This is a genomic window from Coleofasciculaceae cyanobacterium, assembly GCA_036703275.1.
Taxonomy (GTDB): Bacteria; Cyanobacteriota; Cyanobacteriia; order Cyanobacteriales; family Xenococcaceae; genus Waterburya.
Genome location: DATNPK010000026.1, coordinates 1 through 16799 on the forward strand (window position 1 = coordinate 1; position 16799 = coordinate 16799).

The window sequence follows — 16799 nt, forward strand, 5'->3', positions numbered from 1 at the left end:
CAGCAGTTGCCACCACTATATACACATGAGCCAGATTCGGAAAGAATCAATATATTCGGAAGCCGAGTGCGGGGAAACCAGCACGCTCGGATTTCACAGAGAGGGGCGGAGCATGATAGCTCCCCTCGACTCTACCCCGTCCCTGAATTGACCGAGGTTTTTAGATACTATGACCTCGCGAAGCAGGTCGTAGTACTTCATGCTTTATCTTTACTTATTATGCGCGAAAATTAATATAATCAAAGACTATTGCCAGTTGCCAATCATGATATATGCTGACCAAAAAGCAGGAACTTTCCAGTCTTTGCCTGTTGTTTGCCAAAGCTTTAGCTGTGCCTGCCGTAATGCCTCTGCTTTATTATTGTTATTGTCTAATTGTTGATAGAAGAGCTTCATCAACTCGGTAGTTGAATCATCATTAACCTGCCAAAGAGTAGCTAAGGTACTAACAGAGCCACTCCTGACGGCTACCCCCGCCAATCCTAAAGTAGCCCTGCGATCGCCAGTCGCCGTATCGCAAGCGCTAAGCACTAAGAGATTTATGGGATTAGTAACTGCTTTAATTCGGCTTTGCAATAAACTACTAAAGTCTTGAATAGTTAATAGTTGTTGCCACATTAAGAGAAAAGTTTGTTCTGGGTTAGAGCGAAATTGGCCATGAGTTGCCAGGTGAATAATAGAAGCAGAGGGTGAGTTAAGTTGTTCGAGCAAATTAGCTGGGGTAAATTGCTCATTTAACAATACCTGACTATCTAACCGAGCAAAAGTATTTAGCTCTTCAGGCACGTTGTCTAGTGCGGAGAAGCTTTGGTTGTTTACCTGCAAAAATTTACTAACTCCTCCTGCTAGTAATGAAGCCGATGAAAAACCTGTCTGAGAGTTTAATAGCCGTAAACCAGGAGTTAAAGCGATCGCCTATTTTTCAATCAGATATTGTTCGCCGTCGTATAGTACTGACATGGGAATAGTTTGAAGCAAACCATCAAGCACAAAAACCAGTGTTTTAGGCTGTTTGATTTTATAGATCGGCCATCAATGGTTTAATCAACCAAGTATAAATTTGAGCCGAAAGTTGCTGTACTTCTCTCATGCGATCTGGTTCGGTAATATATTGCCGTAGTTGCTCGATTGTGGTTTCTAGTTCTGCCTGTGTAACGACTTGAGATAATTTCTAAACGCTCTGGCAGAATAACGGTGTAGATTATGGCTGCCTCTGAATCGAGCTTATCGATACCCTTTGCTTCAAAAGTAGTACAAGCATCTTGAAAATAATTATCTAGTTCGGCTACTTGAAGAGCTTCGATGACGTTAAGAGCCATCTCGATATCTGTATCAGAAGATGATGCTGTCGCCAATAATAAATCGGCAAGTTCTCGGTATACAGGCTCGATCTGTTCTTGAAAATCGAACTGAACTTCTCTTTCTAAAGCAACTAAATCCTACGTAAATCACTAAGATTAGCCAAAGCTGCTTGATAATTGGCGATCGCTTTGGTTCTTTGTCCCTGTTGACGATAAATTTTTCCTAACTGCCATTGCCAACGATAGGCAATCTCTGGTGCAGGAAGGGTTTGAGCCAACACCAGAGCCTGTTCGAGTAGCTGTTGTGAAGTAAGATTTAACTTAATATTTTGCTTAATATTTTTATTTTGGCACAGCGTACCTAGATAACCTAAAGCATAAGACTCAATGGCTCGATCGTTGGTCAATTGAGCCTGGGCGATCGCATCAAGATAAATATCTACGATATCTTGCCAGGAATACTTTAAAGAGACATTTTGTTGCTTAAGTAATTCTAGACTATAAGCAAATTTAACCTCAGCATAAAGGTTGCGTTTAAAGTTGTGAGTTAAGCGAATCTTCGCGGCTAATGCCTTAGCTCGTGGCCATTTTTGAGTAACAATTGCTAGAGATAACTGATTTAATTGCGCCGATAGTCGATCTGCATTAGTCATTGGCGTTGATGTCTGCGCCTCAAGCCTGCTGATAATATTGAATTGCTTTTTGGCTATGGGTAGTAAAGCTAGCTGAGTCTTGTCGCTCTTTTGAGCGTAGCGCGATCGCACTTATTGATATTGCCTAAGCTCAAGAGAATTTTGGCTTTAGTAGTCGGCGAGTCGCTAAGTAAGCTGGAGTTAATACTGTGACTGGCTTGAATAAATCTCTGGGCTAAAGAAAGTTTCCCCATTAATAAAAGACTATTGCCAATGCTATTCAAACCGTTAACTTGCTAGGGTTGGGCTTCCATCGCTGCCTGTTGAATAACTGTGCTGATTTGGCTCTTAGTCAGCTCAGACAGCTATAGTCGGGTTGCTCGAAGACGACAAAAATGCGCTCGCAAGCACGCCGATAAAAACCCATTTTTTCTAATGCCTGTGCCTGAGCGAGTAAAGTTCCCGAAATTCCTGGGCGATCTTCGATCTGACGATATAACTGTTCTGCTTGCTGCCAATCTGCTAAAGCTTCGTTATATTGTCCTGTATCCAATAAATAATGTGCCTGGGTATTTCTGATTTGAGCTAATACTTGAGTTTTACTGCTGCTGGAGGGTATTGAACTAATTAAAGTTAAGCTATCGTCAATATTGGCACGAGCAAGTTGCCAATTGCCAAGCTGTTGTTGCGCCAAGGAAATCAAAGCTAATACCTGAGCCTGTTGTAAAGTTTGCTCTTGAGTTTGATAGATTTGTTCGGCTTGTTTTAATTGCGCGATCGCACCTACTGAATTTCCGCGTTGATATTGTTGCTGTGCTTGTTGTACTAGCTGCGATGGCGGTACTTGAGCAGTCAAATCGAGGTTGAATCCTAAATTAAAACTCAAGCCCAGTAAAACAGTAATGAAAAATCGTCGCCAATTTTTCATCGTTCCCTAAAATAATTTTGAAACCTCTAACTGATATGGGTTACATTGGCTCTAGTCAAATTGGTATCAGTCAGATTGGTATTAGTTAGATCGGCACCGATTAGTTTGGCATTAGTTAAATTAGCGTGGGTTAGATTAGCGTTACTCAAATTTGCGGCAATTAACTTGGCGTTGGTAAGGTTTGTTCTCTCCAGGTTGGTGTAGCTTAGATCTGCTTCGATAAGATTGATATTAGTTAAATTCATCCCAGATAAATCAGCATGGCGAAGATTGGCATAACGAAAGTTAGTTCTTCCCAGCGCATATTCTTGGATCAGACTGGCGCGATCGCTAATTCTGAGTTCTCTTTGAGGTAAGCTAGTCACGGTGAAAGTTATATTATTTTTACTAGCGATTAACCGAGATAATTCTTGATAGAGCGAGTAATCTGCGATACCGCTGATGTTTACCCAGGCTCTAGTCCGAGTCAGGGCAGTAAATAGCTGATGACGCAAATATAAGTTACTTTCATCTTGAGCAATTAGATCTAGGCCAATTAGATAAACCAAATCGGCTTCTTGCCCTTTGGCACGATGGATTGTAGAAATAGTAATTGCTCCTGGATGCCAAAACTGATTAGGATGCCGTTGTTGAGCAGAATCTACACAATTAAAGCTGCTTTGTGTGGGCAGATAAATATTAATTCCTCGATTAATTAAAAAAGTTGCGGTTTGTTTAACTAAAGACGCAGCAGCATAAGCTGAACCTAGAACGATAATTAACACTTCTCGATCTGGCTGAAAATTATCCTGAGTTATATTTTGTTCGATCTTATCTGCTAAGACGGTTAACTCCTGTTGGCGAGAAGCAAAGCGATCAAAGTTAATCATCTCTCCCTGCCATAGTTCACTAATAATATTGGGTGAATCATGGTTTCTAACCAGAGCAATCTGACTGCCTAATTGCCAATTGCCCGTTATTTTATAACCTAAAGCTTGCCATTCTTCGGGGTAAATTGAACCTGTTAAGATACCTTGTTTTCTCTGTAATCCTAAAGCGATCGCATGGGCAACCATTATGACCTGATGCGGTGTACGATAACAGCGAGAGATAATTTCCGTCTTGTTAATCTGCTGATTATATTGTCCTGTCGCTAGATGTCCTAGTTCTTCGCCAAATAGTTCAACTGGTTCGGGTAGTTTTAAACTAGACAAACTTTGCAGTTCATCATAAGCCCAAATCAGCCGTCTTTGTTGAGGAGATATCGGATTAACTGGACGTAAAGCTTGATAGGCTAACCAATAAAACGGCTGTTTATTTTGATATATCCAGCTATCGGCAATTAAATCTTGCCCCTCATCAATTAAAACAGCATCAAAAATCTGTGGAATAGTTCTAGTTTCTAGTAGCTGTACGCAGGCTTCTGCTAATGCTTCATTTGGCTTTTGGCTAATAGTAAAAGGAACAGATAAGGGAGTTGTTCCCGCTGCTTTGCAGATAGTGCCATAAAAACCAGGCTGTTGTTTACTTCCCCAGGCATGAAGAATTTTTAGATTAGAATTTTTAGGACTATAGCCAATTTTGTCTTGAGTAAAGTGGCGTATCCACTTATCTACCTGGTGAGTAATTGAATCATATAAACTGCGAGAAAAAAAGACCAAGGCAATTTGCCATTCTGGATATTTAACGGACATCAAGGCTGCTTTTTGGCAGAGAATTACGGTTTTACCCGAACCAGCAATACCTCTAATTCTTTGCATTCCTTCAGGAATTTGTTTAGCAATCTTTTCCTGCTGTAAGTCTAATTGATTTAAGCGCGATCGCACCTGTTGAATTACTTTACGCCGACTATGAGCAGAACTAGGAAGGCTTTGCTCTGAAGTGGTATACAAAGATGTTCCACCTAAAACAGCTAATAATAATTCCCATTGAGTTGGAGTTAAGACTTCTCCTAAAACAACGGGATATGTATTAGTAATTAATTTGATAATTAGGCTCGATGAACCAAGAGCCTCTTGAAACAAGATCGGCGGACAGTTTGGTAACTTGTCAAAACCTTTTTGTTGCCATTGAGCTTGAGTAATATAAGGTAGAGCAATAATTGCTTTGGCTGTAACTTTTTTGCTTAATAAAGGTTCGCGATCGCTATATTGAAGTAACCCAAATAACTGTCTTTCTGCCTGTTGATAAGGATTACCAAATTCGGTATAAAAATTTTGATATTGCCAACGATGACCCTGAATACTAACTAACTGCTCGATCGCGATCGCTTTTACTTCAATTACAATTAAACCTAAGTGATCATCAGCAATTAATATATCAGGTTCTTTTCTAAATTGCTGCTGAGCGAAAATAGGATAACGCCAGTAAGCAATACATTTACGCTGCTCAAAAGCTCGCTTAACGCTATCCCAAACTAATTTTTCTCCCGCCTCACTCTTGTGACCTAATATTTCTGTGGCAATAAACTTATCTCGATGATCCATCTAACACGACAAACAAATCTTGTGATAGAAATTAGCGAATTTCAGTTAAGTAGAACTCATTATTTGCGACGCGAAGGACGCGCCTCCAGGCGCTAATCATGCACGGGCTAGTGCTAAAGCATACCGCTTCGCATATCCTTTAGGGCGTAGCTTCTTGAAGCTTATTCCTTAGGACTTATTACCCAACCCCTCCTCCAAAACTGGATCTTTATTAACTGTTAACTGGATTTAACTGCTTCTAATATTCGAGAATAATAAAAGCTAATGCTAGTCATTCCCGTGCGTTTAATCTCGAAACCATTGTCTTTTAAAATTGCGATAATTTTTGCTTCTTGGTGTTGATAAGCTCTAGTAGTTTTGGAAGGACCAGGAAAAAATTCGCCAATTTTTTTCAAGATAAATAATAAATAAGTTTTTGGAGCAAAACTAAGAATTAGACGAGATTCGGTCAAAGATGCTAAATGCGCGATCATTTTTGCTGCATCTTCTGTCGGGTAATGAATTAGAACATCTAAGCAAATTACCGTGTCATATATACCAGTTAAGGCTTCTAAATCTTTAACCATGAAATCGAGCTGGCTAGTATCACCTAGTGCTAATTCGGCTCTTTCCCGCGCTTCATTAACCATTTTGGCAGAGATATCACTCGCGCAAACTGTCGCTCCTGCCTGAGCTAAAGGAATACTCAAACTACCTACACCACACCCCGCATCACAAATTTTCAAATCTGCTAAGTTGCCATCATCTTTCAACCAGCCAACTACAGTATCAATAGTTTGTTGATGTCCCTGACGAATTTTCTTTTGGACTTTATTAACGTCTTCTGTTTCGCCGTAGATTCTGCGCCAGCGCTCAAACCCTTGTTGATTGAAATAATCTTTAACGATTACTTTATCATTTTTTTTAGTTTTGTCAGTTGTTTTCATAAATTAATTTAAATATTAAATATTTGTCTCGATTCAGTATTGTATCTTGCTTACTCCCCTCAGGTTTATTGAATTTCTAACCTGCGATATACTAATCGTCGATCGCAAAAGCCCGGTTTGATTAAAAATAGTGAATCATACTAAATCCGATTGATAAAGTACTCTTGACTTAAAGTCGCTATGATGGTTCTAATGTTATCCCCATGTACTAAAAGACGACGCTCCGCGTCCTAAAGGATTAGCTAGCGCGTCACGCGCAGCTATATGCGAAGCGGTATTCTTTAGGAGTCCTTTAGGGCATATGGGACTTCTGACTTCGTTTAGTTGGGCTGCCAATACTTAGGGCTAAAACGCAAAATATTTATGCAGCAATATTTGTTTACAATTTTTTACATACTTGATTAAATATTCTTAGTTTAGTTGATAATTTTTTATCGAACTAGCATATTACTTACTTACCTCACCACCAGGAGCTTGAGCTATGAACTTCGAGTCAAACCGATTATCCTTAGAACAAGAATTCATCCACCAAGTATTTGCCACCAAAATTAAAGATTTGTCTGAGGCAGAAACTAAAGATTTACTGATCAAATTTCATAAGCAAATGCTATTTAACGATAATTTATACCAAAAACTATCTAGCCAAAGAAAAAAATTTGCCAATAAACTACTAAATTAGACATAGAGTATTTTGAGGATGATCAAGATTAACTAATTCTCTAAATTTAGACGGCTACAGCTGATAATTTACCTCTCCACCCTCTACTAGTAACATGAGCGATCGCCTTTCTTTTATCCGTTCTGAATTAGCCCAACTGGCTGTTTATACACCACATCCAGGAGGGGAAAGCGCAGCCATTGTCGATCGTCTAGATACTAATGAAAGCCCCTTAGACTTACCCGCAGAAATCAAATCTAAGCTGGCGTGGGCATATCAACAGGAGATAGAAGCCAACCGCTATCCCGATGGTAGCCAACAGGAGTTAAAAAGCGCGATCGCAGAATACGTCAATGAGTCAGCTGATTCCACCAAAAGTTTCTGTACCGCTAACATTTCAGTCGGCAATGGTTCAGATGAACTAATACGTTCATTGTTAATCGCTACTTGCTTAGGCGCAGAGGGTTCAATTTTAGTGGCAACTCCCACTTTTTCCATGTATGGCATCTTGGCTAAGACTTTAGGGATTCCTGTTGTCACCGTTTCCAGACAAAAAGATTTTGCCTTAAACTTAGATGCTGCCCAGCAAGCAATCGAGCAAACCAATAATCCTCCAGTGCGGGTAGTATTTGTAGTACATCCTAATTCACCGACGGGAAATGCTTTAAAAACTGAGGAATTAGACTGGCTTAAAACTTTACCAGAGAATATTTTAGTCGTAGTAGACGAAGCTTATTTTGAGTTTAGTCAAACCTCTGTCGTGAGCGAGTTAGCTCAGCGTAGCAACTGGATCGTGTTGCGTACCTTCTCCAAAGCCTTCCGATTAGCAGCCCATCGTGTCGGATATGCGATCGCCAATCGCGATCTAGTTAGAGTGTTAGAGAAAGTTCGTCTACCTTATAACCTTCCGAGTTTTTCCCAGATAGCAGCGAGGGTAGCCTTACAGCAACGTCAGTTACTTTTACCATTAGTTACCCAAACCATAGAAGAAAGAGAGCGAATTTATCAAATTCTCCAGGCAAACGGCGCATTTAAAGTATGGCAAAGTCAGGCTAACTTTTTGTATCTTGGCTTAGCCGATCTCAGCAATAAGCAGCATGAGCAAACTCTGGCAGACATTACTCAGAGTCTTAAAGCTAAAGGAACTCTCATTCGTCATACAGGAGGTGGTTTACGCATTACCATCGGTACTCCTGAAGAAAATAACCGCACCATAGAAAAATTAGCTGCGGTGGGGAAGTAAGAAATTAGGCAGACAAAAACCCCGCAATTATTATTGACACAATTAGGGAACGAGATGAGAGAATAAGAAGCTACGTCAACCGTTAGCTGTAGATATGAGTTTAGATTGGATTAGTCGTGCCGAGCGTTTAGATGCCCTACCTCCTTACGTATTTGCCCGCCTGGATGAATTAAAAGTCCGCGCCAGAGAACAAGGACTAGACTTAATTGATTTGGGAATGGGGAATCCTGATGGTGCTGCACCTCAACCAGTGATTGATGCAGCGATCGCCGCCCTCCAAAATCCCGACAATCATGGCTATCCACCCTTTGAGGGAACAGCGAGTTTTCGGCAGGCAATTACGACCTGGTATAAAAGATGCTATGGAGTTGAATTAAGCCCTGATAGCGAAGCTTTACCCCTAATTGGCTCTAAAGAGGGTTTGGGTCATTTGGCTTTAGCCTATGTCAATCCAGGAGATATTATTTTAGTTCCCACTCCTTCTTATCCTGCCCATTTTCGGGGACCAATGATCGCAGGAGCGAAAATTCACCCGATACACCTGACGGCAGAACAAAACTGGTTAATTGACCTGAGTACTATTGCTGAAGATGTGGCGAGGCAAGCTAAGATACTTTATTTTAATTATCCAAATAATCCGACTACCGCTACTGCACCACGGGAGTTTTATGAGGAAATAGTTGAGTTTGCCCGTCACTATGAAATATTATTAGTCCACGATCTTTGCTATGCGGAATTAGCCTTTGATGGTTATCAGCCAACATCTTTGTTAGAAATACCAGGGGCAAAAGAAATCGGCGTAGAATTTCATACCCTATCAAAAACTTATAATATGGCTGGTTGGCGTGTGGGTTTCGTGGTGGGTAACTCAGACGTAATTCAGGGATTGCGGACTCTTAAAACTAATTTGGACTATGGTATTTTCTCCGCGATCCAAAAAGCAGCCGAAACTGCTTTACAGTTACCAGATGAATATATCAAACAGGTGCAACACCGCTATAGTACTAGAAGAGATTTTTTGATCGAGGGTTTGGGAAAACTCGGCTGGAAGATTCCAGTTTCTAAGGCAACTATGTATCTGTGGATCGAAACTCCTATGGCACAAAGTTCGACGGAATTTGCTTTGGATGTCTTACAGCAAACTGGGGTAGTAATCACTCCTGGAAATGCTTTTGGTGAAGCGGGTGAGGGCTATGTCAGAATTAGTCTGATTGTCGATTGCGATCGCCTGGGAGAAGTGCTGAGGCGGTTTAAACAAGCGGGGATTTGTTATCGATAAAGTCCTTAGCTTTTTGCTTTTAGCCAAATGAATCTTTTATTATCGGTAAGTTGATTTACGCTAATCTATTATTCATAATCTAGCTGATTATCGAGCGACTCTTATTTATCAGGTTTAGCGTAAATCAAAAATTATTTTCAAGCCAATTGGCACTGCGAATCTAGTGGCTATAACCAATAAATTAAACCGAAGTTAGTCCACACCAAACACATTAATTTAATAATGCAAATTAGACGTAGAAATCCTAATCCTAAAGTTAATTCGGCAGAAGTAGAATATCGCTCAAAAATTCCTAATTGTGAACCTAATCATATTTTAGAAGAGATTGTCTGGCACAAAGAGGTAGAAGTCGATCGCCTGCGCGATCGCTTGCCTTTAATGCAATTACGACAGCAGGTAGAGGATGTTGCACCTCCCCAAGACTTTTTGGCTGCATTACGTAACGGTAAAACTAATCCTGCTTTAATTGCCGAAGTTAAGAAAGCCTCGCCTTCTAAAGGAGTAATTAGAGCCGACTTTAATCCAGTAGCGATCGCTCTTGCTTATGAAAAGGGTAATGCAACCTGTCTATCTGTCTTAACTGATGAGAAGTTCTTCCAAGGAAGCTTTAATAATCTTAGTTTAATCAGACAAGCAGTAGATTTACCTTTGTTGTGCAAAGAGTTTATTATCTATCCCTATCAAATTTATTTTGCCCGCGCTCAAGGTGCAGATGCGGTATTATTAATCGCTGCGATCTTAGAAGCCAAAGATCTCAACTATTTTATTAAAATTACCAAGGCTTTAGGTATGACTCCTTTAATTGAAGTACATACTCTCGAAGAATTAGACCGAGTGCTAAAAATAGACGGTGTTGAGCTAGTCGGTATTAATAACCGTAATTTAGCAGATTTTTCAGTTAGCTTACAAACTACTTGTGATATCTTGGCTGCCAGACGAGAAGAGTTAAGCCAACGCAATATTTTGGTCGTCAGTGAATCTGGTTTACATACCCCAGAAGACTTAAACACCGTCAAAGAAGCAGGAGCAAAAGCAGTCTTAATTGGGGAATCATTGGTTAAACAAGAAGATATAACACAAGCAGCCTCTAATTTATTTAATTTTGGAAACTAGAAAAAGATTTGGCAATATACTTAGTTGGGTGGGCAATGCCCACCTGCTTCATCTAACCTAATATTCAGTCGGCACAAAATTTTGCATTTCCATTGGTGGGCGTTCATAATCGCTCGCTTCTTCTCTTGCAGGTAATTTGATTTCTTCGACTGGCAGATCTTCGTAGGGAATACTGTTTAACAGATGGCTAATACAGTTTAGTCGCGCTCGCTTCTTATTATCCGATTCTACTACATTCCAAGGAGATTCAGGAACATCTGTCGCTGCAAACATATCATCTTTAGCTTTGGAGTATTCTACCCATTTTTCTCTGGCTTTTAAGTCCATTGGGCTAATTTTCCAGCGTTTAATCGGATCGTTGATTCGAGCTTGAAAACGTTTTTCTTGTTCGCCATCGCTGACTGAGAACCAATATTTAATTAAAATAATGCCCGCTCGCTGAATCATTACTTCAAACTCAGGACAAGAACGCATGAATTCATTGTATTCCTCATAAGTACAAAAGTCCATCACTTTCTCTACCCCTGCACGATTGTACCAGCTGCGATCGAATATCATTATTTCTCCTGCTGCGGGAAGATTAGCTACATATCTTTGAAAGTACCACTGGTTTTTTTCGCGATCGCTTGGTGTTCCTAAAGCTATAACTTTACATATACGGGAATTTAAACACCCACTAATACGCTTGATTGTTCCGCCTTTACCTGCTGCATCTCTACCTTCAAAAATAACCACCACTTTTAAACCTTTATGTTTTACCCAGCGTTGCAGCCTAACTAACTCTATCTGTAGCTTAGCTAGTTCTTTTTTGTACTTTTTTTTGCTGAGTTTTTTAGCTTTACCTTGGTCTTTTTTACCGTTTGTTTCTAGCTCGGCAACTTGGCTATGATAATTTTGCTTACTCATATTTTCCTGCCTCTCTATTGATTATTCAAATAACTTACAGCAATTTTTTCATCAAGAATGTTAGGAGCGAACTTAACTTATGTCTTAATTTTAAGTTTAACTATCTATTCTCAAAAAATTTTATGTACCTTGTTTCTATACCTCGTAATCTTAAGGAATAGCGAATTTATTTTCAATAGTTTTAACGATCGTTTTTAATTCAAAAAAGTGTAGTTTAAAAATAAAGCTTGAAAATGAGAAAATTACATTTAGCAATTTCTACCAATGATATCGAAGCAACGGTGAAAGATTATAGTAAACGCCTAAACACCGAACCATGCTTAGTTATAGCTAAAGAATATGCTCTTTGGCGTACTAATACTCTTAATGTTTCTGCAAGACAAGACAACTCTTGTTCACCTGGAAGTTTACGGCATTTAGGCTGGGAAGATCCAGCTGCATTTATTATGTCTGCTGAAACTGATGTCAATGGGATCGTTTGGGAGAATTTTACAGCATCCCAGCAAGCAGAGGAAATTAAAGAAATATGGTCAGAGGTTAATTATCAACCTGAACCTTAAAACTTTCGTTCTTTTTCTGGTTTAATTTTTGCTGTTTCTCAAGCAGGAATAATCAACTTCCAGGCTGGTTTCAAAATATCTAGCAGACGTGGGCGTAAATAAATTTACCATTAGTAAATCCTAGAAGCACCGCAATTAAATACTTCTGACTTCTGTACGGACGTTCCATCGAACGTCTCTACTTCTGACTTTATGCGAAGCGATGCTAGCGAGTTGCTAGAGTTATAGGTCAAATTTGCGATCGCCCTCCAGAAATTTTATTTTCCCAACTCTGCCAAGTGCGATCAAATTTGAATCTAGTTAAAAAAATCTTGTTGATAAAGATGTTTAACTATTGCTGCATCAGTAAGGTTGTATTGCAAAGGGGTAATAGTAATATAGCGATCGCGAATTGCTTGAACATCAGTCAAAATATGAGGCGGTAAATTAACATCTTCTGGCTGCTCAATATCTTCGACAATTTCTCCTTCTAACCAATAATAACTTTTGCCACGCGGGTCGAGTCTTTTGGCAAATTTTTCAATATAGCGCCGCAAACCCTGACGCGTCACCATCACCCCCGCTATTTGTGAAGCTTCTACAGGGGGAATATTAACGCTAAGTAAAGGTGGTTTAGGATAATCCTCATCTGCCAATTGCTTGACCAGTTTAAGGGCAAAATCAGCAGCAGGTTGAAACTCAAAAGCCGAAAAGCTCGCCAAACTAAATGCTACACTGGGAATGCCTTCCAAAGCTCCTTCCATTGCAGCCGATACCGTTCCAGAATATAGAACATCAGTACCCAAATTTGGACCATGATTAATCCCCGAATAAACAAAATCGGGACGAATTTTTAAGACAGCGCTGAGGGCAAACTTAACACAGTCGGCGGGAGTGCCAGAACAAGACCATGCAACTACATTGCGATCGAAGATAGAATCAACTTCTTTGGCTCTAATTGGCTGGTGAAGGGTTAAACCGTGTCCAGTAGCCGAACGTTCGCGATCTGGGCAAACCACCGTCACCTGATGACCAGCTTGAGCAAGAGTATCAGCTAAAGTCCGCACGCCTAAAGCAAAAATACCATCATCGTTGCTAATCAAAATATTGCTCATTAATCATCCGCTAGGTTGAAATTAATCATTGCTACAAACCATAGCAAAAAATAGCTTGAAGAAACGTTTAAGTCTATTATTTTCCAGTTACTCGGTTGCTGGAATAACAAAACTTTTACAGCCACGTAATTATTGCTTTTTAAATCTAAAGCTTTATGAGTTGTTCCTCCTAGTCCTTCTCCTAAAAAATCTATGATACTGTATTGTTCTATTATTAATTCTCTCAAGCGATGTAGCATTTTTAAAACTTTGTTGAAGTCGCAAATATTGTATACCAGAATCGTGCCTTATAACGCGCAGCGTTTAGCGCATGAGTGTCAATAGTTAATTATCATTCGTAGTCTAGTTAAAATAAAAATAGCAGTATTGTTCGCTCAAACAAACCAGAAAGTAACTACAAATATATTTAAGATTTGAAATTCAGGAAAATGGCTACTTTACAGCAAAAAAGAACAGAAAACATTGAGGGTAATTTCTACGTTGACTCTAGCTGTATCGACTGCGATACTTGCCGTTGGATTGCCCCTGAAGTATATAATCGTCAAACATCTCAATCAGCGGTATATCATCAACCATCCACAGATAAGGAAGAATTGCTGGCAATGCAGGCTCTTTTGGCTTGTCCTACCGCTTCTATTGGCACAGTAAATAAACCAACGGGAATTAAGCAAGCGCAACAGACTTTTCCGATCCCAATCGAAAACAATGTTTATTACTGTGGCTATCATTCAGCGGCCTCTTATGGTGCAGCTAGCTATTTTATCCAACGACCAGAAGGCAATATTTTAATTGATTCACCTCGATTTGCTGCACCGCTAGTTAAGCAGATCGAAAAAATGGGTGGCATCAAATATATGTACCTTACCCATCAAGACGATGTTGCCGATCATCAAAAGTTTCAGCAGCATTTTAATTGCGAGCGTATTTTACATCAAGACGACATTCAGCCAGCTACCAAAGAAGTTGAAATTAAACTATCAGGATACGAACCTGTAGAATTAGCTCGAGATCTACAAATTATCCCTGTACCAGGACATAGCAAGGGTCATACAGTATTGCTTTATCAAAACAAGTTTCTCTTCACAGGAGATCATCTAGCTTGGTCGTCTTATCTTGAGCAGCTTTCTGCTTTTCCTCGTTTTTGCTGGTATTCCTGGACAGAACAAATAAAATCAATGGAAAAACTGGCTAACTACACTTTTCAGTGGGTTTTGCCTGGTCATGGTCGTCGCTATCACGGTGATGTTGCTACTGTTAAACAGCAAATGCAGCTGTGTATTAGTTGGATGAAACAACAATAAAAATCAACTACCCACGCAAAAATTTTTACAATAAATTGTTGGTTTATAGTTTCTTAAATCTACTAGGGAATACTAGTTTTATAGACCAAATTTAAAGTTAGGAAGAAATTTTCATGTTACCAGGATGGGTGGTTTCTCGAACTATTCCTGTTGAGACTCTTGTAGGTTTAATCACGGGTCAATACAAACTCTATGGTGGAGTAATACGCCATGCAGCAGGTACACCATATGCGGGGCAAATAATTAGACATTTAATTCCTACTACACTAAGTCCACTTGGTGCTATTCCAGGACTTAACTTTATTCCAGGTATTATTGCTTACTCTCAACTGAATCAAGTAAAGGAGATGAATAAGTTCACTACCCATCAGTTGATGCAGATGTCTGGGCAGATTTCCTCGCTATCTCGAACTACCCAACAAGTTCTTCAAATTGCCACAGGGACAGCATACCTATCTGGTTTAGGTTTGACCATAAGTTGTATTGGCTTTGCTTTAATTAACAAAAAGCTTAACACTATTGACAGCAAGCTCAAAGATATTCAGAAAGATATTAAGGCGATCGAATATTTTCTTGAGAGTAGCGAGCGAGCTAAACTACGTGCTGCTTTGAATGCTTTATTAAAAATCGATGCAAAAACCGCAATAGAACATCGTCATACGATTCTACACAACTCTAGAAATGTTCTTGCCGAAATCAATATGCGCTATCGAGAACTTTTATCTGAAGCAGACAAGATTGAAACGGCAACGATCTACGAAGAATACTTTTCTCTAACTGCTTTATCTCAAATTCGATGTACCGCAGAGTTGGGAATGCTAGATATTGCTTGTAAAGAGATAGAAGAAATTAATTTGTTCTGGCAAACTCAAGCTCGTCGTATTGCTAAAGAAATATTAGTAGGAATGTATCCAGAGAGATTTTTGGCAACTGATTTTGCAGATGATGTATCAATTACCGAATTGGTTGAGTGGTTAGATTTTACCTATCAGGAAAACAAGGGCTTGTGCTGGATCGATGAGTTGAGACTTGACATGAATGAGGTATGGTATTGCAGTTGGCTCAAAAATAATTATTCAGGACTAAATAAAAATAAAGGAATTGGCATAGAAAGAGAAAAAAAGATTATTATCCCTAGTTTGAGAAAACTCATTGCCAGAAGTTCAATTTTTGAAAGTTATACTGCACAATATGAACTTTTAGAAGCTCAACAAATCAAGCCCTCAGATTTGGAACAGCAGGTTGCTAATTTACCAGAATCATCATTGGTTGAAGGTTATTTAATTTTAGAATCAACTCAAAAAGAAGTTGTAGAAGTAGCAGTATAAAAAGTTTTTAAAATATAAATACCATAGCTTTCTACTCAATGCTACAAAAAAGGATAAGAAACCAAAGACGCTAATCTTACAATCTCTTATCCCGTCTATTTTTTAAAAATTTAGCTAAGAGCTAACAGCTAACAGCTTTAAATTCTAGTTGTAAACCTTACCGCCACCCCAAAGGATGCCGCGGATTTCGGGTTGAATTAGAATATGTCCTGCAACAGCCTGTAGATCTTCATCAGTCAAATTACGCATAATTGGATAAAGATCCGAGCGGGTAGTATTGGGGTGAAATTCATAAATATCTTTCTCGCCATCATAGGTTGTAGGATGCTTAAGATAATCAACAATTCCCTCGATATTGTCTCTAGCAGGATATGCACCAGACAATGCAGTTAAACCCAAATTAACGTTAGGATTAGTTTTAGTCACGCCACCTTTATGACAGTAGGTACAGCTATTAACAAATACTTTTTGTCCTTGTTTAACTTCTTTTAGACTCAAAGTGATTGTGTCACCTTTGTCATTACGTGGAACAGTACGAATACTTTCGTCTAGTTCAACTGCATTAACGCTACCAATATTAAATTGAATTGCCAAAAATAGAGCAGCTATAGCAGCCAATAAAAATCGCTTCAACATTGTTCTCCTCAAAGTTTTAATTTGATCGAGGTGCTATTTGTGATGCACCAGTATACATAATCTTCAGTTACTTATCTTGACAGAGTACTGATATGGTTCATAAAAACGGTAACCAATCTTATCGCCGTGAACAGATATAGAAACTATGGTCACTAAAATAAATTGCTTTTACTTAGCTTCTGAATTGGTCTTAGTGGCCAAAATTTCCATGATTATTGTTTTGGCATCTTCTAATGCTAAACAGGTGCGTTCATTTTTATAGTTGATTTTAAAGCGATCGCAAAGCTCAAATACGGCTTGTTCTTCAAGCTTATATTCTGCTGCAATATCAGCAATTGACAGTTCTGCAAAACCCATAAGTACGGTCTATCTAAATCTTTTTAATGAAGACTAAATGATTAATAAATGGTCAGAATTCAGTAATTATGT

18 protein-coding genes and 1 pseudogene are annotated in these 16799 nt (G+C 39.2%); 7 read left to right on the forward strand and 12 right to left on the reverse strand.

The window, feature by feature from the left end:
• Positions 1-246 precede the first annotated feature (246 nt).
• The 7 genes and pseudogenes from V6C71_05970 to bchM all read right to left on the reverse strand — a co-directional run bounded on the left by V6C71_05970 (position 247) and on the right by bchM (position 6252).
• A pseudogene (locus V6C71_05970) lies at positions 247-960 on the reverse strand (CHAT domain-containing protein).
• An 80-nt stretch (positions 961-1040) separates the two neighbouring features.
• Positions 1041-1355, reverse strand: coding sequence for a hypothetical protein (locus V6C71_05975; GenBank protein HEY9768042.1), 315 nt, complete (start codon positions 1353-1355; stop codon positions 1041-1043).
• Between the two features lie 77 nt (positions 1356-1432).
• Positions 1433-1954 carry a hypothetical protein gene (locus V6C71_05980; protein ID HEY9768043.1) on the reverse strand — a complete coding sequence of 174 codons (522 nt, stop codon included), beginning with the start codon at positions 1952-1954 and terminating at the stop codon, positions 1433-1435.
• 68 nt (positions 1955-2022) lie between these two features.
• Positions 2023-2187 (reverse strand): hypothetical protein, encoded by a 165-nt coding sequence (locus V6C71_05985; GenBank protein HEY9768044.1) that lies wholly within the window; start codon positions 2185-2187, stop codon positions 2023-2025.
• Between the two features lie 98 nt (positions 2188-2285).
• On the reverse strand, positions 2286-2861 hold the full coding sequence (locus V6C71_05990; protein HEY9768045.1) for a hypothetical protein: 576 nt from the start codon (positions 2859-2861) through the stop codon (positions 2286-2288).
• Between the two features lie 26 nt (positions 2862-2887).
• Positions 2888-5326 (reverse strand): pentapeptide repeat-containing protein, encoded by a 2439-nt coding sequence (locus V6C71_05995; protein ID HEY9768046.1) that lies wholly within the window; start codon positions 5324-5326, stop codon positions 2888-2890.
• Positions 5327-5544: 218 nt separating this feature from the next.
• Positions 5545-6252, reverse strand: coding sequence for a magnesium protoporphyrin IX methyltransferase (gene bchM / locus V6C71_06000; protein HEY9768047.1), 708 nt, complete (start codon positions 6250-6252; stop codon positions 5545-5547).
• Between the two features lie 481 nt (positions 6253-6733).
• On the opposite strand from bchM, the gene V6C71_06005 reads away from it, so the two are divergent.
• The 4 genes from V6C71_06005 (at position 6734) to trpC (ending at position 10545) form a co-directional block, all read left to right on the forward strand.
• Positions 6734-6931, forward strand: a complete 198-nt coding sequence (locus V6C71_06005) for a hypothetical protein (protein ID HEY9768048.1) — start codon at positions 6734-6736, stop codon at positions 6929-6931.
• Positions 6932-7025: 94 nt separating this feature from the next.
• The gene (locus V6C71_06010; GenBank protein ID HEY9768049.1) at positions 7026-8153 is read left to right on the forward strand and encodes a histidinol-phosphate transaminase; all 1128 of its coding nucleotides are present in this window, start codon (positions 7026-7028) and stop codon (positions 8151-8153) included.
• Positions 8154-8247: 94 nt separating this feature from the next.
• The gene (locus V6C71_06015; protein ID HEY9768050.1) at positions 8248-9432 is read left to right on the forward strand and encodes an aspartate aminotransferase; all 1185 of its coding nucleotides are present in this window, start codon (positions 8248-8250) and stop codon (positions 9430-9432) included.
• A gap of 222 nt (positions 9433-9654) precedes the next feature.
• Positions 9655-10545 carry an indole-3-glycerol phosphate synthase TrpC gene (gene trpC, locus V6C71_06020; protein HEY9768051.1) on the forward strand — a complete coding sequence of 297 codons (891 nt, stop codon included), beginning with the start codon at positions 9655-9657 and terminating at the stop codon, positions 10543-10545.
• Between the two features lie 57 nt (positions 10546-10602).
• Here trpC and ppk2 read toward each other — a convergent pair whose 3' ends face one another.
• Complete coding sequence (gene ppk2 / locus V6C71_06025; protein HEY9768052.1) at positions 10603-11451, reverse strand: polyphosphate kinase 2; 849 nt, start codon at positions 11449-11451, stop codon at positions 10603-10605.
• A 233-nt stretch (positions 11452-11684) separates the two neighbouring features.
• Between ppk2 and V6C71_06030 the strand changes: the two genes are divergently transcribed.
• The gene (locus tag V6C71_06030; protein ID HEY9768053.1) at positions 11685-12011 is read left to right on the forward strand and encodes a hypothetical protein; all 327 of its coding nucleotides are present in this window, start codon (positions 11685-11687) and stop codon (positions 12009-12011) included.
• Between the two features lie 296 nt (positions 12012-12307).
• Here the strand turns inward: V6C71_06030 and surE are convergent, their stop codons facing one another.
• Both surE and V6C71_06040 read right to left on the reverse strand, forming a co-directional pair.
• Positions 12308-13105 carry a 5'/3'-nucleotidase SurE gene (gene surE, locus V6C71_06035; protein ID HEY9768054.1) on the reverse strand — a complete coding sequence of 266 codons (798 nt, stop codon included), beginning with the start codon at positions 13103-13105 and terminating at the stop codon, positions 12308-12310.
• Positions 13105-13344, reverse strand: coding sequence for a hypothetical protein (locus V6C71_06040; protein HEY9768055.1), 240 nt, complete (start codon positions 13342-13344; stop codon positions 13105-13107). Before V6C71_06040 ends, surE begins: the two co-directional genes overlap by 1 nt.
• A gap of 189 nt (positions 13345-13533) precedes the next feature.
• On the opposite strand from V6C71_06040, the gene V6C71_06045 reads away from it, so the two are divergent.
• Entirely contained in the window at positions 13534-14406 is an 873-nt protein-coding gene (locus V6C71_06045) for an MBL fold metallo-hydrolase (GenBank protein HEY9768056.1), read from the forward strand.
• Between the two features lie 113 nt (positions 14407-14519).
• On the forward strand, positions 14520-15734 hold the full coding sequence (locus V6C71_06050) for a hypothetical protein (protein ID HEY9768057.1): 1215 nt from the start codon (positions 14520-14522) through the stop codon (positions 15732-15734).
• Between the two features lie 144 nt (positions 15735-15878).
• Here the strand turns inward: V6C71_06050 and psbV are convergent, their stop codons facing one another.
• Entirely contained in the window at positions 15879-16370 is a 492-nt protein-coding gene (gene psbV / locus V6C71_06055) for a photosystem II cytochrome c-550 (protein HEY9768058.1), read from the reverse strand.
• A 168-nt stretch (positions 16371-16538) separates the two neighbouring features.
• Positions 16539-16727 carry a translation initiation factor IF-2 gene (locus tag V6C71_06060; GenBank protein ID HEY9768059.1) on the reverse strand — a complete coding sequence of 63 codons (189 nt, stop codon included), beginning with the start codon at positions 16725-16727 and terminating at the stop codon, positions 16539-16541.
• Positions 16728-16799 lie beyond the last annotated feature (72 nt).